Below are 18,955 nucleotides of genomic sequence, written 5' to 3' on the forward strand. Positions count from 1 at the left end.
GGCTGGCGGGCGGACGCCCGAACGGTGACGGAATACGTGCAGGGATGTGTGCGACTCCAGGGTGGTGCGGCGTGTGGAGCCTGCGGGCGGGTGGTGCCGGGGGGTCAGGAGATGCCGGCCGAGGGCGAGATGGTCGTGGCAGCGGTTCTCCTGCGGGCCCTGGCCTGGGAGACCTGACGGCCGACCCGGGGGGCGAGGACGGAGATCACCAGCAGGACACCGGTGACCACGATCTGGGACTGGGCGGAGACGTTGAGCAGGCTCATCACGTTCTGCAGGGTGCCGAGCAGCAGCACGCCGGCGACGGCTCCGCCCAGGGTCCCCTTCCCGCCGTCGAAGTCGATGCCTCCGAGCAGCACCGCCGCGATGACGGACAGTTCGAGGCCGGTGGCGTTGTCGTAGCGCGCGCTGGCGTAGTGCAGGGCCCAGAACACGCCGGTGAGCGCGGACAGCAGACCGGTCGTCACGAACATGGACAGCTTGAGCCGCTTGACGCGGATGCCCGAGAACCGCGCCGCGTCCTCACTGGCGCCGGTGGCGAACAGGGAGCGGCCGGTCGGTGTGGCGTGCAGGACCACGACTGCCACGGCGAGGAGCACGGTGAAGGGAATGGCTGCGTACGGGACGAAGGTGTCACCGATCCGGCCGGAGCCGAAGTCGAGGTACTGGGTGGGGAAGTCGGTGACGGAGTCGGAGCCGAGGACGATCTGCGCAATGCCGCGGTAGGCGGCCATGGTGCCGATGGTCACGGCGAGCGAGGGCAGTCCGAGTCGGGTGACCAGCAGTCCGTTGATCAGGCCGCAGACCACGCCGAGCAGGAGGCACAGCGGAATGATCGTCTCGATCGTCATGCCGGCGTTCCACAGCGCGCCCATCACTGCTCCGGACAGGCCTGCCGTGGAACCGACGGAGAGATCGACCTCTCCGGAGACCACCAGCATGATCATGGGCAGGGCGATCAGGGCGATCGGCAGGGTGTTGCCGATCAGGAACGAAAGGTTCAGCGCGTTGCCGAAGTTGTCGACGAAGGAGAACGAGCAGATCAGGAGGGTCAGCAGCAGGGCGCCGACGGCAGTGTCCCAGCGGACCGCTCCCCCGAGCCGGGCGAGGACCGGTGACTGAGCGGCGGGGGACGCGGTCTTGACGGTGTCAGGCATGGCGGGCGCTCCTCATCTGTGCGGCCCTCTTGCGCAGCGCCGCGGCCACCCGCAGGGCCAGGATCCGGTCGGCTGCGATGGCGAGCAGCAGCAGGAAGCCGTTGATCGCGGTGACCCAGACGGAGCTGACGCCCATGGCCGGGAGCACGCTGTTGATGGAGGTGAGCAGAAGGGCGCCGAGGGCGGCGCCGTACACCGTGCCGGAGCCGCCGGTGAAGGCGACGCCGCCGACGACGACGGCGCTGACCACGGTGAGTTCGTATCCGTTGCCGGTGGCGGAGTCGACGTTGCCGAAGCGGGCCAGGTAGAGGGCTCCGGCGAGACCGGCGAGAGCGCCGCAGAGCACATAGGCCGTCATGATCCTTGCCCGGACCGGGATGCCCGCGAGCCGGGCGGCCTCGGGGCTTGAGCCGAGTGCGTAGAGGTCGCGTCCGCTGTGGTAGCTGCGCAGGTAGTAGGCGACCCCGGCCAGCACGCCCATGGCGAGCAGGGCGAGATAGGGCAGCACCCATATGCCGTCGTGGCCGAAATCGACGAAACCGGCGGGCAGCGCGTCGGCGGTGATCTGACGGGAGCCGACCCAGATGGAATCGATGCCGCGGACGATGTAGAGCGTGCCCAGGGTGACGACGAGTGCGGGTACCTTGCCCAGGCTCACCAGGGCTCCGTTGAGGACGCCGAAGAGCGCGCCGAGCCCGACGGCGAGCAGGACCGCGACCAGGGGGTTGCCGCCGTCCTGGAGGTAGACGCCGGCGGCGAAGGCGGAGATGCCGAGGACTGAGCCGACCGACAGGTCCACGTTGCGGGTGATCACCACCACGGCCTGGCCGACGGCGACCAGGACCAGGATGGTCGCGTTCAGCATCAGGTCCTTGATGCCCTGCTCGGACAGGAACCCGTTGTTGTAGAGCTGGGTCGCGCCGAGCATCAGGATGAGCACGAGGGCCACGGCCAGTTCACGGGCCTTGAACACCTTGTCGACGAGTCGTCGCGAGGCGTCGGAACCGGGTGCGGGCTTTTGCCGCACCGGGTCTGCAGTCACGGTCATGCCGCGTTCCTTCCTCGGTCGGCACGGCCGGTCGCCGCCGCCATCACCGTCTCCTCGGTCGCCTCGGACCTCGAGATCTCAGCGGTCAGCCTTCCTTCGTGCATCACGAGCACCCGGTCGGCCATGCCGAGGATCTCCGGGAGGTCGGAGGAGATCATCAGCACCGCGACCCCCTCCGCGGCGAGCGAGGAAAGCAGTCGGTGCACTTCGGCCTTGGTGCCGACGTCGATCCCGCGGGTCGGCTCGTCCACGATCAGCACCTGCGGGGAGGTGGCCAGCCACTTGGCGAGGACGACCTTCTGCTGGTTGCCGCCGGAGAGCGTGCCGACGACGTCGGCGAGCCGGGCGTACTTGACCTGGAGCCTGACCGCCCAGTCCACCGCACGGTCGCGTTCGGCGGTTCGGTTCATCAGACCGGCGCGTGTGGTCGTGGCGAAGCCGGTGAGGCCGATGTTCCGCTCGATGGACATGTCCATCACCAGGCCCTGGGCCCGGCGGTCCTCGGGCACGAGGGCGAGGCCGGCGGCCATCGCCAAACTCGGGGCGCCGGTTCGCAGTTTCCGGCCGAGGACCTCGACTTCGCCGCCGTCGAACCGGTCGACGCCGAAGACCGCGCGGGCCACTTCACTGCGGCCGGCTCCGACCAGGCCCGCGAGGCCGACGATCTCGCCTCGCCGGACTTCGAAGGAGACGTCTGTGAACACACCCTCACGAGTCAACCGGCGCACGCTGAGGGCCACTTCGCCGATCTTCGTGCTCTGCTTCGGGTACAGCTCGTCCAGGTCGCGGCCGACCATGCGGCGTACGAGGTCGTCCTCGCTCAGACCCTCGACGGGCTCGCTGGAGATCCAGGCACCGTCGCGCAAGGTGGTGACGCGCTGGCAAAGCGCGAAGATTTCTTCCAGGCGGTGCGAGATGAACAGCACGGCCGCGCCCTGTGTACGAAGCGTCCTGACGACGCCGAACAGGCGGGAGACCTCGCTGCCGGTGAGCGCGGCGGTCGGCTCGTCCATGATCAGGACGCGGGCATCGAAGGAGAGCGCCTTGGCGATCTCGACCAGCTGCTGATCGGCGATCGACAGCCCGCGCGCCGGCTGGTCGGGGTCGAGGTCGACGCCCAGGCGTTCGAACAGGTCGGCCGCGGCCTGCCGGACCGCACGGTGGTCCACGCGCCCGAGGGAACGTCTCGGCTGACGGCCCACGAAGATGTTCTCCGCGACGGAGAGGTCCGGGAAGAGCGTCGGCTCCTGGTAGATCACGGCGACACCCGCGTCGCGGGCGTCGGCCGGGCCGTGGAACTCGACAGGCTCGCCGTCCAGCAGGACCGTGCCCGTGTCGGGGCGGTGCACACCGGCGAGCGCCTTGATCAGGGTCGACTTGCCGGCGCCGTTCTCGCCGGCAAGGGCATGCGCCTCTCCGGCGTACAGCCGCAGGGACACACCACGCAACGCCCGGACGGCACCGAAGGACTTGCTCACCCCCTCCAGCGCGAGTACCGGAGTCGTCTCCGGTTCGGGGTGCGTCATGGCTGTTCTCCCGTGCTTGTGCCGAGCAGAACGCTCGACCTGAAATGTTTCAGTGGAGTTGCCGGGAAGCTAGCCCCGTCCCGACGAGCACGTCAAGGGGGTGTTCCGCGCCGCACATCACGAAACATCGCTGGGCCGGAGAAAACGTTGTCATGCCTTACTGGAGGGCAAGGGCAGGGCCGTTGAGACAGCCCCGGCCACGATGACGACACGATCAGATAACACGCCCACCGCCCGGTGGGAACCCTTGACGACACCCACGCCGACGATTAACTTCACCTCAAGGGATGAATCGATTCATTAATCACGCCACGGGTGCTCGGGCCGCCTGCACATCCTGCGGTGGAGATGCCTGATTTCGCCACGGTCAGGGCCGCACTCGCCAACATACGGATCGAGACCTCTTACTGGGGCCACGAGTTCCTGGGGCGGGGACAAGACGCGTGAGCCGACGCCTGCGCACGCCGGGAACCGGAGAACCGAGGTCCCGGGCCCCCGGCGTGCCCTATGCGGGCCCGCAGGGCAGTACGGGCAGTGCGGCCAGGCGGCGGTGCAGATAGCCGCCGCCCCAGGCCAGTTCATCCAGCGGCACCGCCGGTATCAGGCGGTGCCAGCGGCCGAGAATGCAGGTCAGGGCCACCGTGAGTTCCAGCCGGGCCAGCGCCGATCCGGGGCAGTAGTGCGGGCCCAGACCGAAGGTCAGGTGGCGGCTCGCGGTGCTCCGGTCCGGATCCAGTGTTCCGGGGTCGGCATGGCAGCGGGGGTCGTGATTGGCCGCCGCCACGGACAGCAGGACACCGCTGCCCGCCGGAATGACCGTGTCCCCGAACCTGACGTCCTCCAGAGCCACCCTCTTGGTACTGAAGGGGCCCGGAGTGTCCCAGCGCAGGAGCTCGTCCACCGCGCGCGGGATCCGCTGCGGCTCTTCCCGCAGGGAACGCTGCACGTCCTGGTGGCCCAGCAGCGCCACCACGCTCATGCCGATCGCCTGCACCGTGCTGTCGAAGCCGGCCAGCAGCAGCATCGCCAGGAGGGAGGCCACTTCGTCCTCGGTCGCACCGCCCTGCTCGCGCCACGCGGCGAGTACGCGGGAGACGACGTCGTCACCCGGAGCGGTAGTGCGGAGAGCCATCGTGGAGCGGACGAAGGCGTCGATGCGGGCGACGCTCTCCTCGACCGCGGCTGCGGTGCAGCCCGCCTTGTCCGCGAGGCACGCCACCGGCTCGTACAACGCGGCTCGCTCCTCCTCCGGCACGTCGAAGACCTCGCACAGCGACCCGAAGGCGAAGGGGCGCGCGAAGGCGTCCATCAGCTCGAACGGCCCCTCGCCGCGGGCCGCGTCGGCCGCGTCGAGGAGTTCACCGGCGGTTCGCTCGATCCGCTCGCGGTGGGCGGCCATGCGCGCCGGGGTCAGAGCCGGCGTCGCGAGGCGGCGGATCCGCGTGTGGTCGGGCGGGTCGTAGTTGACGAGCGTCAGGTCGAGTGCGCGCCGGCGCACGCCGGGGTCGGGAACGCGGCCGCCGCTCAAGGAGAGCCGGGGGTCCCGGAACCCGGCGCGCACGTCCTCGGCACGGGTCACCAGCCACGCCGGCCGTCCGGCCGGCGTCCTGACCCGGGCCACCGGACAGGTCTCCCGGATTTCTGCCAGCGCCTCGGCCGGCCGGTACAGGAAGTCGGCCCCGAGCGGCTCCGGCAACGGCTGCTGCCCTGCCGACGCGGGCGCGCCGGCCGTGACGGCGGGTTCGGTGTCCATGCGAAGGCGTCCTCTCGCGGTCGCGGAGTGTGCTGCGGCCACGCTAGGAACGGCTGGTTGCCCGCCGGTTCGGACTCGGTGCGATCGCGGTATGCCTCCGGCCCCGCCACACCGGCTCACCGGCTCGCCGACCAGGACGATTCACCGCGGGACAACCGGCTGCGAACCGGTCCCGAACCTCCTGCTTCTAGCTTCCTGCCGGTCGGCGCAGTGTCGCCGTCCGTCGTCCCGATCGCCCGTCGTATGGAGGACCATCATGGCCGAGAACGTCGAGCCCAACGAGACCCCCGCCGAGGACGCCCCCGAGGTGGTCGCGCACGTCGAGTCGCCCGTCGGCTGGTGCGGTATCCACCAGGAGGTGGCCGAGGAGCCCGAGGTGATCGCGCACTCCGAGGCACCTGTCGGCTGGTGTGGTGTGCACCAGGAGGCGACCGAGACCGAGGAGCCCGAGGTGATCGCGCACTCCGAGGAGGGCGAGGACACCCCGTGGTGTGGCGTCCACCAGGAGCAGAACGCCTGATCCGGTCCAACTGACCGGCCCTCCTCGGCCGCGGCGGCGCACGGCGCCGCTGCGGCCGGGGTCGGCCGTCGGCCTTCCCTCTTCTGCCACCGCCCCGACCCGGAGGTTGCCGTGCCCGGTACGCAGTCTGTCGCCGTCCCCACCGCCGGGGCCCGTCTGATCCGCGCCGACAGGGGGTGGTGGTTCCTGGGCGCCGGCGGATACGCGCTGATGAAGCCCGGCCAGGTGGAACCGGACGGCGCCCTGCGGCCCTCGGCCGAACGCTATCTGCGCGAGGCGGGTCTGTACGACGTACGGCCCTACACCTCGTACTCGCTCACCGTGCTGACCAGCACGGACTGCAACCTCGGTTGCGGCTACTGCTTCCAGAACACCGCGCAGGACCCCAAGGGCGGCAGCAGGCCGCCGCGGATCCAGCACGCCCGCCTGACCCCCGAAGCCGTCGGACAGGTCCTGGACTTCACCCGCGAGCGCATGGACGCGGCGGGTATGGACCGGCTGGCGCTCCTGCTGTTCGGCGGCGAGCCGCTGCTCAACCCGCGGGGCTGCCGCGACCTGCTCACCCGAGCGGGGAAGCTGGGCACCCTCACCGCGTCGATGACGTCCAACGGCACCCTGCTGACCCCGCTGATCGCCAAGGAGCTCAACGCGGCTGGTCTCGGATCCGTCCAGGTGACCTTCGACGGTGACCGGGCCGACCACGACTCCATCCGGGTCAAGCGCTCCGGGGGCGGCACCTTCGACGTCATCGTCTCCAACATCGCGCGCGCCATCGAGAAGACCTCCCTGCGCTGGATGCTGCGGGTCAACGTCTCGCATCTCAACCGGAACGGCGTGGACGAACTGGTCGAACGCCTCGGCTCGCGCCTCGATCCGGCTCGCTGCGGCATCCACTTCGCGCGGGTCGGGGATGTCGGCGTCGGCTACGCGAACAACCTGATGCACGAGGACGGCCTCGTCGCGGACTTCGTCCGCTGGCACGCCCGCGCGCTGGATCTCGGCTTCACGGTGGCCCGTCCGCGCGCCCATGTCCCCTGCCAGGCCTGCTCCTTCAGCGACGGACAGTACGGCGCGGTCATCAACGCCGACGGCGTCCTCGCCAGCTGCTGGGAGACCGCCGGCAAGCCCGGTATGGAGGTCGGCACCGTCACCGACGGCTATCTGAGCGCCGAGCAGACGGAAGGCCGCTGGGTCAGCTGCCACGACCACTACCAGTACGACGAGGAGGCGGCCGTCCGCGCCACTTTCCAGGACCGGGTCGACGCCGGTGTGCTGGACTGCCTCAATGCCGTCGGACGGCTGGGATGAAGAGCGCCGGCATCCTGCGCACCAACCCCGACTTCCGCCGCTACTGGATCAGTTCGACGCTGTCCACCCTCGGATCCCAGCTGTCGCTGCTGGCCTTTCCCCTGCTCGTCCTGTCCATCGGCGGGGGCGCCGCACAGGCCGGCACGGTGGCGACCTGCTCGATGGTGACCCGGACGCTGCTGCGTCTGCCGGCCGGTCATCTCGCCGACCGGCTCGACCGGCGGATGATCATGGTCGGGACCGACCTGGTGCGGCTCGTGGCGCTGGCCAGCATTCCGCTGGCGTCGGGACTGGCAGAGCTCGGCCAGGCACATCTGCTCTGTGTGGCGATAGTGGAGGGCGCGGCCACCGCGCTCTTCTCACCTGCGGCCACGATCGCCGTGCGCGACGTGGTGCCGGAGAAGGACCTCACTGACGCGCTGAGCCGCAGCCAGACCGCCATGGCGTCGAGTTCGCTGATCGGGCCGTTCCTCGGCGGCTGGCTGTTCACCGTGGATCCGATCCTGCCGTTCGCGGTCGACGCGGCCTCCTACGGGGTGTCCGCCGTGCTGTTGCTGCGGATGGGCATCCGGCCCTCCCAGGGGGTCGCGGACAGCGAGCGCGACAACCGGCTCACGGCCGGGCTGCGTTGGCTCACCCACCAGCGGGCGCTGCTGGCCGCCCTGCTCTTCGCCGCGGGCATCAACATCGTCTCGGCGGCCGCACAGACGACCATGGTCGTCTCCCTGCGCCAGAGCGGCGCAGGCGGGACCGCGATCGGAGCGGTGATGGCCTGCGCGGGCATCGGGGGGCTTCTGGGCGCGGCCGCGGCGCCGTGGCTGATCAAGAGGAACCCGGCCGGCCGGCTGTTCCTGCTCATCGGCACCGTCTGGGCACTCGGCCTCGCCGTCTTCTCCGGGACCACGCACCCCTGGGCGATCGGTCCGGTGCTGGTCGTCGTCGTCTTCTTCAGCCCGCCGGCGGGCATCGTGGTCGGGCGCGCGATCCTGGTGCTCGCGCCCCGAGACCTTCTCGGCCGGGTGAGCACCGCGACCGGGCTGCTGATGGCCGGTCTCGCCTCCGCCGGACCGATCCTGGCAGGCTCCTTCGTGGATTCCATGGGAGGGAGCCGCACCTGGCTGGTCCTGGCCGGCGCCGCGGCGGTGGTCACGGTGCTCTCGTCGGTGCCCCTGCTGCGGGAGACCAGCCTGGACGCCACCGGTGACAGCGACAGGGACAGCGACAGCGACAGCGACAGCGACAGCGCGAAGAACCGCGGCGAATCGGACAGCGTTGCGCCTGCCGAGCGGCCGGCGGAAGAACCGCATCCCGAACAGGCCGCCCCGCACGGCACCAAGTCCGTGGGGCTGATCCCGGCACCTCCCGCACCGCGCCGGAACACCGGCGGCACCTGACCCCGCCCTCCTCCCGTGCCCGACGTGACCGTCCTCCCTGGAGTGCCGCGATGACCGTGTCCCCGCCCCGCGACGCCGGGCCGACGCCGGCCCGGTACACCTACCCGGCCGCCCCTCGAAGCGGACCGGTGGAGGTCGTGCACGGCCGGCCGGTGGCAGACCCCTACCGCTGGCTGGAGAATCCGCAGGACCCCGCGACCACCGCGTGGAGCGCCGCCCAGGACCTCCTCTACGCCGAGGAGGAGGCACGCTGGTCCGGCCGCGAGGCGCTGCGCGAACGGATCACGACGCTGCTCGCCGGCGGCGGCACCGGCCCGCCGGTGCCGCGCGGCGCGCGGGAGTTCCACCTGCACAGAGCACCCGGGCATGAACTCGCCGTCCTCACCGTCCGTGAGGGCGGCCGGACACGGGTGCTGCTCGACCCGCTGGCGGCCGACCCCTCGGGCACAACGGTGCTCGACGCCTGGGAGCCGTCGTGGGAGGGCGACCTGGTGGCCGTACAGCTGTCCTCGGGCGGTACGGAGCAGTCTGTGCTGCGGGTGCTCGACACGGCGACCGGCGAGGTGGTGGACGGACCGGTGGACCGGGTCCGCCGTTCTCCCGTGGCGTGGCTGCCGGGCGGCCGGGCCTTCTACTACGTGCGCCGGCTGCCGCCGGAGGAGGCTCCGGGTGGGGCGGGCCGCCACCGCCGGGTGTATCTGCACACGGTCGGCACCCCGGCCGACCGGGACACGGAGGTCTTCGGCGCCGGGCGGCCGGAGACCCAGTACTACACCGTGGCCACCTCACCCGATGGCCGGCTCCTGGTCGTCGGTGCCAGTGAGGGCACGGCGCCGCGCACCGACCTGTGGACCGCCGACCTGACGGACACCGGTCCGTTCCGCCCCGGACTTCGCCGCTTTCAGCACGGCACCGACGCCCGTACCGCGGTCCGACTCCGGCCGGGCGGCGGACCGCTGCTGCTCAGGACGACAGCCGGGGCCCCGCGCGGCCGGATCGCCGCAGCCCGCCGCGACGCCACGGGCCCCGACCACTGGCGCACCGTGGTCGGTGAGCAACCCGGCACCGTGCTCCAGGACTTCGCGGTCCTGGACGGCCCGGCGCTGGACCGGCCGCTGCTGGTGGTCGTACGGACCCGGCACGCGGTCGGTGAGATGACCCTCCACGACGCCCTGACCGGCGCCCTCACCGGGGCCGTGACCCTGCCAGGACAGGGAACGGTGACTCGGCTGACCACACGTCAGGACCCGGGGCACGAGGTGTGGTTCGCGTACACCGACCACATCACGCCCACCGTCGTCCTGCACTACGACGCCACCACCGGACAGCTGGGCCCCTGGCCGGTCGGACCGCCGGCCGTGTCGCCGGCCGAGGGCGTGCGCGTCACCCAGGAGGTCGTTCGTTCCCGCGACGGCACCGAGGTGCGCATGTTCGTGATGTCCCCCGAGGGCCGTCCCGACCGGCCGCGCCCCGCCGTCCTCAGCGGTTACGGGGGCTTCGGCGCCTCGATGACGCCCGGTTTCACTCCCCAGGCCGTGCCGTGGGTGCGCGCGGGCGGCGTGTACGCGGTGGCCTGCGTGCGCGGCGGGGGCGAGGAGGGTGAGGAGTGGCACCGGGCCGGACGGCGCGAGCACAAGCACAACACCTTCGACGACTTCGACGCGGCTGCCGACCATCTGCTCCGTGCCGGATGGGCCGCGCCCGGCCGGCTCGGCCTGCTCGGCAGCTCCAACGGCGGTCTGCTGACCGCCGCCGCGCTGACGCGCCGGCCGGAGAGCTATGCGGCCGTCGTCTGCGCGGCGCCCCTGCTCGACATGGTGCGCTACGAACTGTCGGGGATGGGGGCGAGCTGGCGCGACGAGTACGGCAGTGCCGAGGACCCTGCCGAGTTCGCGCGGCTGCTCGCCTACTCCCCCTACCACCGGGTGCGCGAAGGCGCGCGCTACCCGGCCGTGCTGCTGGCCGTGTTCGACGGCGACACGCGCGTCGACCCCGCGCACGCCCGGAAGATGTGCGCCGCCCTGCAGTGGGCCGGTTCGGGTGACGGCCCGGTGGTGCTGCGGACCGAGCGCGGCGTCGGGCACGGTACACGCGGCGCCTCGCGCAGTGCCCGCCTGTACGCGGACGTGATGGCCTTCCTCGCCCACCACCTGGGCCTCGACCTGAGGAGGGGCGTCCCGGGATGAACGTACTCCTGTGCCCGCTGAACGACCCGGGCTACCTGTACCCGACCCTCGCGGTCGGCCGGGAACTGCGCCACCGCGGCCACACGGTCCACGTCCTCGCCGGGCCGCCGGCCATGGCCGCGGTCACCGCTGCGGGCCTGGGGACGGCGGCCGTCACGGACGGCACGACGCTGTCGGTGGCCCACTGGACGGTCCGGGGCCCCGGGCAGTACACGGCGGTGGCACAGGCGGTCCGGCGGCTGCGGCCCGACGTCCTGGTCACCTCCGTGCTCTGCCACGGCGCCCTGGTGGCCGCCGAGGCCGCCGATCTGCCGGTGGTGGTGCTCGGGCTCGCGGCGCACCTGTGGCCCTACCGCGCCGGGCCGGCGGATGCGTGCGGCCGAGCGTGGCGGCTGGCGGAGACCCTGAAGCACTATGCGGCGGTACGGGAGGGGGCCGGTCTCACCCCGCGGCGTGACCGGTTCCCGGACACGCCGCTGCTCGGCACCGCTTTCCTGTTGCGCGGTCACCCCGTCATGGAGGTACCCGACGCCGAACTGCCCCCGGCCGTACGGCATGTCGGTCCCTGCTGGTGGGAGCCGCAGCCCTCGGCGGCGGAGCCGCTGCCGGATTCCATGCCCCTGGCGTACGTCCATCTCGGCCGTACCTTCGGCGGCACCAGCCTCTGGCCGCGCCTCAACGCGGCGTTCACCTCGGGCACGCACCGGGCCGTCGTGGAACTGGGGCGGTCGGGTGCCCCCGAGGCCGCCGCGGACGCCGACCTGATCGTGGGGCGCCGCCGCTGGATGGGTCCGCTCGTGGATCGGGCCGAGCTCGTCCTGACCAATGCGACGTCCGCCCCCGTCCTCGCCGCACTCCTGCACGGCAAGCCGCTGCTCGTCGCGCCCAACGGCTCCGAGCAGCAGGTCCTCGCCGCCGGATGTCTGCGCGCCGGCGTCGCCCGCAGGTTCCCGGAGCCCGGTTCTCCCGCACCGGACCTGCGTGCAGCGATCGACGACGCCGCCCGCGACCCCGAGTTGCGAGCTCGCGTGGAGGAGGTCGGCGGCCTGCTCGCCGACGGCAAGAGCGAGACGCGCGCCGCCGACGCCGTGGAATCGGCGGCGCGCTGATCCTCGGCCGCTCCGGGGGTCCGGTGGCCCCCGGAGCGCTCATCCCTCGTGCGGGCCCTGAGGCGGCATCCCGTCGAGCAGCACGTCCCGCAACGCGGTCACGAGCTCCAGGCTCCGCAGCCGGACCGCCGACGGTGCCTCGTCGCGCCGCCGCTCCGTGACGACCGCGAGGGCCGCCGCGGCCTGGCGGGCGAAGAGGGCGAGCAGATCGAGTTCGGAGAGGCTGGACCGGGACTGCTCTGCGGGGTCGAGCACTTCGAGCACCCCGAGCACCCGGTCGCGGTGGGCCAGCGGCGCCGCCATCAGCGCGTCCGGCACGTACCCGGTCGACTTCGCGACGTCCCGGGCGAACATGCCCTGCTTCCTCAGGTCGTCCGCGACCATCGGCTCGCCCGAGACGAGCACCCAGCCCGCCAGCCCCCGGCCGGCGGGGAACCGGGAACCCACGAGGGACTCCTCGCCCTCACCGGCCACCGCCTGGAAGACCAGTTCGTCGGCGTCCTCGTCGTGCAGCAGGACGGAGCTGGCCGCCGCGCCGAAGATGGCCCGCGCGGTCTCGACGACGGACTGCAGCAGATCGCGCTCGGCGCTGCCGGCCTGTGTCGCGGGGCCCACGTCGGTGGCGGGGACGAGGCCGTGGGACTGGCTCATGATTCACCTCGGGTTTCTGGTTCGCCGATACGTACGTTCGCGGCGGAGAGGTAGAGCGCGTGCTTGATCTGGAACGGCGTCAGCTTCGGCCGGCTGCCGAGCAGCCGTGCGCACATCCCGCTGATGAAGGGGGTGGCGAAGCTGTTCCCCGTGGTGCGGATGGTCCTGCCGCCCGTCCAGGCCACCTGCACGTTCTGACCGGGTGCGAAGAACTCCACGGGTGGTGCGGGGTTGTACAGGAAGAGCCCGGAGTCGTCCTCCCGGTGCGTACCGACCGAGATGACCGACGAGAACCGCCAGGGGAAGCTCTCCACCGGTGTGTTGTGGGCCGACGCCACCAGGGTGGTGCCGGTGAAGAACGCCTGGTCGGCCAGGGACCGCAGGGTTTCGAGGAACTTCGGACGGGTCGTGGACAGGCTGAGGTTGACCACGTCGAAGCCTTGCTCGACTGCCCAGCGCAGCCCTGTGAGCAGGGCGTCGCCGCTGCCGGTGAAGCCCTCGCCCAGCACCCGCACGCTGTACAGGTCGCAGCCGGGCGCCACGCGCCGGACGATTCCGGCGCATGCCGTTCCGTGCCCGCATCCGTCGCCGGTGCCGTCGGGCAGCGGACCGCTGTCGACGACCCGCAAGGTCCCGTCGGGAGCGGGCGCCACCTCGTAGGAGCCCTGGACCGTGCCGACCGAGGGATGACCGCACTCCACTCCGGTGTCGACCACACACACGCGTACGCCTCCGCCGTCCGACCACGCCGAGGGGTCGGCGGGCAGCGCCTGCACCGTGTCGGCGAACATCGTGAGGTCCTCGGGGGCACGGTCGCGCAGGCTCCAGGTGAGCCCCCCTGCCGTCCCGGTGGTCATGGGGTCCCGCCTTTCCGCCCGGCCGGGAAGTCGGTGCTCCGGGCCGCGGCCGCACTGTCGTCGGCGAACGCGGCCGCGCGGTCCGCGCCGAGTTGGTGTCCCTTGGTGGTGAAGTGCCGTTGCGCCGTGCGCGCCTCCCGCGCCGCGTCATCGGGGAGGGCCAGTGTGCGCAGCGTGTGCGCACGGTCGAGGGCGGCGGTGCCGCGGACGACCGGGGAGTCCGTGTCACCGGCCGCGGCGGTCGCCCGGTCCGCGCAGGCGCGCGCGGCGGCCGGTGCCCCGGCGAGGGCGAGGGCGCGGGCCCGCAGCCCGTGGGCGTCGGCGGACTCCGCCGGGGGCAGGCCGGACTCCTGGGGGTCAGGCAGGGCCAGCGCCTGTGCCGGCTCCCCCCGGTCCAGCAGGATGCGGGCCCGCTCGCGGGCGATGCCGGGCAGCGCGCCTGTGGAGCCGAGTTCACGCCCGGCGCGGGCTGCCTCGTCCAGCAGGGCGAGCCTGCGGTCCGGCGTCCCGGTCAGGGCCTCGACCTCGGCGGCGAACAGCGGGACGAACAGCGCGCTTTCGGCGTAGCCGAGGCCGCCTGCGAGCCGCGCCGCCTCGGCCAGCCGCTCGTGCGCCTCGTCGTGGCGACCTTGGAGGGCCAGGAGTACGGCCAGTGGGCAGGCCAGGGTGGCCCGGACGGTCGGCCGGCCGGCGCCGTGGGCCGTGAGCAGTTCCTCGCAGCGGGCGACGGCACGCGCGACCGGGGTCGGGCCCCGCCACAGGGAGATGCCGACCGCGCCGAGCGCCAGGGCCCGTTCGGGTTCGGCGTCGGCGCGGCCGGCGTGGTCCAGGGCCCGGCTCAGCAGTGCCTCGGCCTCGGCATGCCGTCCGCGCCGCTGGCGGTCCTGTGCGATGCGGACGCAGGCACGGGCGATGCCCTGGTCGTCGCCCGCCACCGTGAACAGTGCGAGCGCGGCCTCGGCCACGTCGGCTGCGGACCCGTGCCGGGGGTCGAGGGCGGTCAGCGCGAGCCGGGCGTGGGCGGCGCCCAGCCTGTCACCGGTCCGGCCGGCCGTGTCGAGGGCGCCCGCCAGCAGTTCCCGGCCCCGCACCGGCTCGCCGCGGGCGACCTTCGTCTCGCCGAGCCGGCGGGCGGCCTCGGCTGCGGCGGGTTCGCCCGGGGCGGCCAGGTCCAGGGCCTGGGAGAGGAGGTCGTCGGCCCACGGCAGGTCGGAGCGGGCCAGAGCGGCCGCGCCGGCCCGGGTCAACAGGGCGGCGGCACGGGCCCGCAGCGCGTCGGTGCCGTCGTCGCGCGTCCCCAGCTCGACGAGCAGGCGGTGGGCGCGGGCCAGGTGGGTACCGACGGCCGCGTCACCCGCCTCGTGCCGGACGAGCACGCGGGCGGCGTGTTCGTGACGCCCGGCGCGTACCTTCTTGGCCATCCCGCGGTAGGCGGTCTCCTGCACCAGGGCGCTGCCGAACCGGAGCACGGGGCTCGCGGCCGGGGTGCGGCCCCCGGACTCGATGAGCCGCCGTCGCACGAGGCCGCGCAGCAGACCGGCGGCGGACTCCGGGGGGCCGGTTTCCTCGGCTGCTGCCAGTTCGGTCAGATCGGCGCGCTGGAACTCGCGGCCCAGGACTGCGGCCAGTTGCAGCAGGGTCCGCTCCTCGGTGGGCAGCGCGTCGATGCGGGCGCCGAGCAGGGCGTGCACGGAGATCGGCAGGTCGTCGCCCTCGGCCGCCATGGCGGTCAGGTGCTCCAGGTACAGCGGATTTCCCTCGGCGCGGTCCAGGGCACCCTCCAGCACTCCCTGCCGGTGGGCCGCCACCTCGACGAGCTCGCCGGCGAGTACGGCGGCCTCCTCCCGGGTGAGCGGGGTGAGCATGAGGGACGCGGAACGCATCCGGCCGCTGCCCCAGCCGGGGTGTGTCTCCAGCAGTTCGGGGCGTGCGGCGCACACCAGGGCGACGGCCGAGCGGTCGAGTTCCTCCAGCAGCCGGTCCGCCATGTCGAGCAGCGGTGCGGACGCCCAGTGGCAGTCGTCCAGCACGAGCACCACGGGCCGCTCACGGGCCAGCCCGTCCAGCAGGCAGGCCAGCGCCATGAGGGTGTCGTCCGTGGAGGGGCTGGGTGTCCCGTCCGCGAGCAGACCGGTCCGCAGCAGGCTCAGCGCCTGCTGCGCCTCCGCCCGTTCGTGAGCCGGCAGACCTGCGAGCGCGGCATCCTCTCCGACGGTCGCGAGGACCTGGCGTACCGCTTCGGCGAGCGGTGCGAGGGTGCCGGTCTCGCCGTACGGACGGCACCGGCCCTCACCGTACGCCGGGCAGTCCCTCAGCCATTCGCGCAGCAGGCGAGTCTTGCCGAGACCCGCCTCGCCGTAGACGGTCACCAGATACGAACGGGGGTCTGCCGCCAGCTTCCGTAACAGAAGCCGGAGTTCGGCGAGTTCCTGCTCCCGCCCGATGAAGGGGGTGTCGAAGCGGCGTACCCGCTCCGGGTCGTCCTCGTGCAGGGCGACCAGGCGGCGGGCCGGGACGGGGACGCCGACTCCCTTGAGGGACAGCGATCCGGCGGATTCGGTGACCGCCGAGGGCCCGGCTGCGCGCAGTGTGGCGGGGCCGATCAGGATCTCACCCGCGCCGGCATGCTGTTCGAGCCGGGCGCCGATGTTGACCACCTCGCCGGAGACCAGTGCCTGCCGGGCGGTGGGGTCGACGCTCACCACGACCTCGCCTGTGTTCACACCGATGCGGACGGCGAGCCGCACCCCGTGCTCCTGCTCCAGTTCGGCGTTGAGGCCGTCGAGACCGGTGACCATGGCGCGGGCTGCGGCCAGGGCACGGTGGGCGTCGTCCTCGTGACGTGCGGGAACCCCGAAGACGGCCATCACGGCGTCACCGATGAACTTCTCCACCGTGCCGCCGTGTTCCTCGATCCGGGCCCGCATCAGCGCGAAGTACCGAAGGGTCACCGCGCGCAGCGTCTCCGGGTCGAGCCGGCCGGACAGGGCCGTGGACCCGACCAGGTCACAGAAGACCACGGTCACCACCCGTCGTTCCTCGGCCGTGGCGGAACCGGCAGCGGCCACGCAGGCGGTTCCGCACCGGGGGCAGAAGGCCGCCCCGTCCGGCGGCGGTTCGGGGCACCGGGGACAGCTCATCCGTGCGGTCCCGGTCATCAGAACAGCGCTCCGCCGGCGATCTCGCTGTGCGCCTGCACCTCCGGCTCGGCCGCGTCCAGCCGCTCCTTCAGGCCCAGCAGCAGTGTCAGTTCCTCCGCGCTGAGGTCCTGGAGCACCTCCCGCTGCTCAGGGGTGAGGCTGTGCAGCGGGAACCCGGCGTCCTCCAGCACACGGAGGCGGTCGCGATCGTGCGCGTGCTCATTCATGGAGGCTCCCCGATACGGTTGTTGCCGTGGCGATGCGGTCGAACAGCTCGGCGAGGGCGGCGACCGTGTGCAGCGCGCTGACGGCGACGAGAGAGCGCTGTGCGCGCTCCAGAGGCAGTCGGCCGATCAGCCGGTCGAGGTCGGCGCTGTGCCCGTCGTCGAGGTCCGCGTGGAGGCGTACGGTCTCGAAAGCGGCCTGCGGCAGCCCGGTCTCACGCGCCAGCCGGCCGGCCAGGCCCGGCGCCGGTGCGTTGCCCTCCAGTACCGCGATGTAGCCGAGCAGGGCTACGGGATGGCTGTGCTCGATCCAGTAGTACTGCGCTCCCACCAGAGCGGCGACGCAGGCCGGCGGAGCGGCGTCGGTCAGCTCACCCGGCGCCGTCCCGGCCGCCGCCGCGTCGGTGAGCAGCCAGTCGTCGTGGCCCCGCTCCCGCTCGGCGTGCGCCCGCAGGTACCGGGCGAGAGGCGGTGCCACCGGGTCGCGCGGCAGTACGTCGCATCGGGCGGCGGCCCGCTCCATCAGTGGAACGGAGGCACGGATCACCTGGTGCATGGCGCGCAGGTAGTGCCGGTACCGGCCGGGGAGCCCGGAGTCGGAGCGCCACATACGCGCGGCGGCGGACCGCAGTACGGGCTGCACGAGGGACAGTTCGAGTCGCAGGTCCGCGACGGCAGAGGGGCTCATGCGGGACTCTCCTCGTCCCCGTGCCCACCGAGCAGCACGAGCGGCGCATACCGTTCACTTCCGTACCGCCGCAACAGCGCCGCCGACCCCGCGTCGCGCTGGAGCCGGGCGCCGAGCGCGTCCATCGCGCCGGCCGCAGGGCGGGACCCGGCCCGTTCGGCCGCTTCCAGGGCCGCGGGCCGCCCGGCCAGGGCGCGGCAGTTCGCGCAGGACCCGACGCCTGCGGTACGGATGGTGCGGAGCACGGGCGACTCCTGGCAGCGGCTCCGGATCTGCGGCCAGTCGTCCACGGCGATGTGCCCCAGCCGAAGGTGTTCCGGCATGGGGCGGGCGTCCACCACGCGCTGGTTGCAGCAGGCCGTGACCGTTCCGTCGAAGGCCACCACCGGCCAGGCCGCCATCGCGCACGGCGCCGGCGGTCCCCCAGCGCCGTCGGGCGGGACCTCCCGCGCGGCCGCCCAGGCCGCCGCCCGTCCCGCCGGCCGGACGTGATTGACCAGTACGGCCGCCCGGTCCCGGAACTCGGCCCGTATGGACGCGGTGATGTCCGCGAGGTACGGATCGTCCACCGAATTTCCCACGACGTGAAAGCTCACGTCGATTCCGTTTTCCATGATGCGGTGCACCGCACGGAAAGCCGCCGCGCGCGGTACCTCACGTTCATGGAATACGTCGATGCTCGCCGAGAAATGGGCGACGTGCCGAAGTGCGCGCATGATGCGGGCGGGTATCCGCCCGTCGGTCGCGAAGAACATGCCACTGAGTACCGACGTCCGCGTTCCGGCCGACGCGGCGAGCGACGAGAGGTCGCCCACGAGCGCGGGCCGCAGCAGCGGCTCACCGCCCGTGAGCATGAGTACCTCCGGGCGGTCCCCGGGGGTGAAGCCGCCGACGAAGCGGCGCAGCGCCTGGGCCGGGGTGTCCTCACCGCGTGGCCCCGAAGACGTGGAGCAGTGGGCGCAGCTGAGCGGGCAGCGCCTGGTGAGAGTGGCGAGCAGCCCGGCAGCCGGCACCGGACGTAGTTCGATGATCTCCGCCAGTCTCATCGCGTCACCTCCGTCGGTCACCGGGACATGCGGCGCCAGGGTGGGCGGGAGCGGTTCGGTCGCGGTTGGCGCCCGGTTCGGTGCCGGTACACGGCGCAGGGCTGCCCGGCGGTGCGGGTGGTCGCACACGACCTGCCGATTCGCCTGACTATGCGCGTGTGTTCCCCCTTTGTCCCGGCGGGTGCGTTGCTGCATGCACCTTGAGCCACCCCCGGGCCCATAGCCCCGCCATCCGCTTGTGACCATGCTGTGAAGAACGGACGGAATTTCATCGAATTCCCGACATATTCACGGCTCCTCGCGGATTCGCTCACCCCCCCGACCGCTCCCCGGAGGCTTTCGTGCACG

The 18,955-nt window shown here is 72.5% G+C and carries 15 protein-coding genes; 5 read left to right on the forward strand and 10 right to left on the reverse strand.

What is annotated here, in order from left to right; translation table 11 throughout:
- Positions 1 to 104: 104 nt before the first annotated feature.
- From SH922_RS03050 to SH922_RS03065, 4 genes are all read right to left on the reverse strand, one after another.
- A complete protein-coding gene (locus SH922_RS03050) occupies positions 105 to 1,157 on the reverse strand; it encodes an ABC transporter permease (RefSeq protein ID WP_393054390.1) in 1,053 nt (350 codons plus the stop codon).
- Entirely contained in the window at positions 1,150 to 2,205 is a 1,056-nt protein-coding gene (locus SH922_RS03055; protein ID WP_393054392.1) for an ABC transporter permease, read from the reverse strand. Before SH922_RS03055 ends, SH922_RS03050 begins: the two co-directional genes overlap by 8 nt.
- Positions 2,202 to 3,731 carry a sugar ABC transporter ATP-binding protein gene (locus tag SH922_RS03060; protein WP_393054394.1) on the reverse strand — a complete coding sequence of 510 codons (1,530 nt, stop codon included), beginning with the start codon at positions 3,729 to 3,731 and terminating at the stop codon, positions 2,202 to 2,204. Before SH922_RS03060 ends, SH922_RS03055 begins: the two co-directional genes overlap by 4 nt.
- A gap of 505 nt (positions 3,732 to 4,236) precedes the next feature.
- Complete coding sequence (locus SH922_RS03065) at positions 4,237 to 5,484, reverse strand: cytochrome P450 (protein ID WP_393054396.1); 1,248 nt, start codon at positions 5,482 to 5,484, stop codon at positions 4,237 to 4,239.
- Between the two features lie 256 nt (positions 5,485 to 5,740).
- On the opposite strand from SH922_RS03065, the gene SH922_RS03070 reads away from it, so the two are divergent.
- From SH922_RS03070 to SH922_RS03090, 5 genes are all read left to right on the forward strand, one after another.
- Complete coding sequence (locus SH922_RS03070) at positions 5,741 to 6,004, forward strand: hypothetical protein (protein ID WP_362550661.1); 264 nt, start codon at positions 5,741 to 5,743, stop codon at positions 6,002 to 6,004.
- A 111-nt stretch (positions 6,005 to 6,115) separates the two neighbouring features.
- The gene (locus SH922_RS03075; RefSeq protein WP_393054399.1) at positions 6,116 to 7,312 is read left to right on the forward strand and encodes a radical SAM protein; all 1,197 of its coding nucleotides are present in this window, start codon (positions 6,116 to 6,118) and stop codon (positions 7,310 to 7,312) included.
- The gene (locus SH922_RS03080) at positions 7,309 to 8,706 is read left to right on the forward strand and encodes an MFS transporter (protein ID WP_393054401.1); all 1,398 of its coding nucleotides are present in this window, start codon (positions 7,309 to 7,311) and stop codon (positions 8,704 to 8,706) included. The genes SH922_RS03075 and SH922_RS03080 overlap by 4 nt, the downstream gene beginning before the upstream one ends.
- Before the next feature lie 50 nt (positions 8,707 to 8,756).
- The gene (locus SH922_RS03085; RefSeq protein WP_393054403.1) at positions 8,757 to 10,892 is read left to right on the forward strand and encodes a prolyl oligopeptidase family protein; all 2,136 of its coding nucleotides are present in this window, start codon (positions 8,757 to 8,759) and stop codon (positions 10,890 to 10,892) included.
- On the forward strand, positions 10,889 to 12,001 hold the full coding sequence (locus SH922_RS03090; protein WP_393054405.1) for a glycosyltransferase: 1,113 nt from the start codon (positions 10,889 to 10,891) through the stop codon (positions 11,999 to 12,001). The genes SH922_RS03085 and SH922_RS03090 overlap by 4 nt, the downstream gene beginning before the upstream one ends.
- A 39-nt stretch (positions 12,002 to 12,040) precedes the next feature.
- Here SH922_RS03090 and SH922_RS03095 read toward each other — a convergent pair whose 3' ends face one another.
- The 6 genes from SH922_RS03095 to SH922_RS03120 form a co-directional block, all read right to left on the reverse strand.
- Positions 12,041 to 12,652 (reverse strand): GAF domain-containing protein, encoded by a 612-nt coding sequence (locus SH922_RS03095; protein WP_393054407.1) that lies wholly within the window; start codon positions 12,650 to 12,652, stop codon positions 12,041 to 12,043.
- Entirely contained in the window at positions 12,649 to 13,509 is an 861-nt protein-coding gene (locus tag SH922_RS03100) for a S8 family serine peptidase (protein WP_393054409.1), read from the reverse strand. Before SH922_RS03100 ends, SH922_RS03095 begins: the two co-directional genes overlap by 4 nt.
- The gene (locus tag SH922_RS03105; protein WP_393054411.1) at positions 13,506 to 16,577 is read right to left on the reverse strand and encodes an AAA family ATPase; all 3,072 of its coding nucleotides are present in this window, start codon (positions 16,575 to 16,577) and stop codon (positions 13,506 to 13,508) included. Before SH922_RS03105 ends, SH922_RS03100 begins: the two co-directional genes overlap by 4 nt.
- A gap of 89 nt (positions 16,578 to 16,666) precedes the next feature.
- Entirely contained in the window at positions 16,667 to 16,876 is a 210-nt protein-coding gene (locus SH922_RS03110; protein WP_393054413.1) for an aroma-sacti cluster domain-containing protein, read from the reverse strand.
- Positions 16,869 to 17,561 (reverse strand): iron-containing redox enzyme family protein, encoded by a 693-nt coding sequence (locus SH922_RS03115; protein WP_393054415.1) that lies wholly within the window; start codon positions 17,559 to 17,561, stop codon positions 16,869 to 16,871. The genes SH922_RS03110 and SH922_RS03115 overlap by 8 nt, the downstream gene beginning before the upstream one ends.
- Entirely contained in the window at positions 17,558 to 18,607 is a 1,050-nt protein-coding gene (locus SH922_RS03120) for a radical SAM protein (protein ID WP_393054417.1), read from the reverse strand. The genes SH922_RS03115 and SH922_RS03120 overlap by 4 nt, the downstream gene beginning before the upstream one ends.
- Positions 18,608 to 18,955 lie beyond the last annotated feature (348 nt).

This window comes from Streptomyces sp. LN549 (assembly GCF_043203805.1).
Classification (GTDB): domain Bacteria; phylum Actinomycetota; class Actinomycetes; order Streptomycetales; family Streptomycetaceae; genus Streptomyces.

Bases quoted from the DNA above. Each gene is read 5' to 3' on its own strand.
- SH922_RS03065 (WP_393054396.1), bottom strand. From the start codon at position 5,484: ATGGACACCGAACCCGCCGTCACGGCCGGCGCGCCCGCGTCGGCAGGG.
- SH922_RS03100 (WP_393054409.1), bottom strand. From the start codon at position 13,509: ATGACCACCGGGACGGCAGGGGGGCTCACCTGGAGCCTGCGCGACCGT.
- SH922_RS03090 (WP_393054405.1), top strand. From the start codon at position 10,889: ATGAACGTACTCCTGTGCCCGCTGAACGACCCGGGCTACCTGTACCCG.
- SH922_RS03050 (WP_393054390.1), bottom strand. From the start codon at position 1,157: ATGCCTGACACCGTCAAGACCGCGTCCCCCGCCGCTCAGTCACCGGTC.
- SH922_RS03080 (WP_393054401.1), top strand. From the start codon at position 7,309: ATGAAGAGCGCCGGCATCCTGCGCACCAACCCCGACTTCCGCCGCTAC.
- SH922_RS03060 (WP_393054394.1), bottom strand. From the start codon at position 3,731: ATGACGCACCCCGAACCGGAGACGACTCCGGTACTCGCGCTGGAGGGG.
- SH922_RS03110 (WP_393054413.1), bottom strand. From the start codon at position 16,876: ATGAATGAGCACGCGCACGATCGCGACCGCCTCCGTGTGCTGGAGGAC.
- SH922_RS03085 (WP_393054403.1), top strand. From the start codon at position 8,757: ATGACCGTGTCCCCGCCCCGCGACGCCGGGCCGACGCCGGCCCGGTAC.
- SH922_RS03115 (WP_393054415.1), bottom strand. From the start codon at position 17,561: ATGAGCCCCTCTGCCGTCGCGGACCTGCGACTCGAACTGTCCCTCGTG.
- SH922_RS03120 (WP_393054417.1), bottom strand. From the start codon at position 18,607: ATGAGACTGGCGGAGATCATCGAACTACGTCCGGTGCCGGCTGCCGGG.
- SH922_RS03055 (WP_393054392.1), bottom strand. From the start codon at position 2,205: ATGACCGTGACTGCAGACCCGGTGCGGCAAAAGCCCGCACCCGGTTCC.
- SH922_RS03095 (WP_393054407.1), bottom strand. From the start codon at position 12,652: ATGAGCCAGTCCCACGGCCTCGTCCCCGCCACCGACGTGGGCCCCGCG.
- SH922_RS03070 (WP_362550661.1), top strand. From the start codon at position 5,741: ATGGCCGAGAACGTCGAGCCCAACGAGACCCCCGCCGAGGACGCCCCC.